This is a genomic window from Treponema sp. R6D11 (genome assembly GCF_054786075.1).
Genome location: NZ_BDHD01001301.1, coordinates 1 through 335, shown reverse-complemented (window position 1 = coordinate 335; position 335 = coordinate 1). Strand labels below are relative to the sequence as shown.

The window sequence follows — 335 nt, the reverse complement described above, 5'->3', positions numbered from 1 at the left end:
GTTTTGATATCATCCGGCGAAGGTTCAAACGAATGAATTGACGCACCTGGTTTAACCAACATCGAAATGTTAGCATGCTCTTTTGCGACAGCACGAGCAAAATCATATTCAGGGAAAATAACAGTCGCAATATTTAATTTGCCATTATCAGCAACGTTTAATTTTCCACAACCTACTAAAAAAGTCAAGCTTAAGACAATAGTCATGCCTAAAGCGAATATTTTTTTCATAAAATCCTCCAATATTTTTATTTACTAAACTTATAGGAGAATATCAATTATCCAACCGAACCTTTTGAGCAATCAAAGATTCGTTATATGTAAACAATTCTAAGC

General features: G+C 33.4%; 1 protein-coding gene. It reads right to left on the bottom strand.

Annotation, left to right across the window (positions count from 1 at the left end):
* Positions 1-230, bottom strand: a 230-nt coding sequence (locus ACYVTD_RS18520; RefSeq protein WP_461249060.1) for a metal ABC transporter solute-binding protein, Zn/Mn family, incomplete at its 3' end; no start/stop codon positions are given.
* Between the last annotated feature and the right edge of the window lie 105 nt (positions 231-335).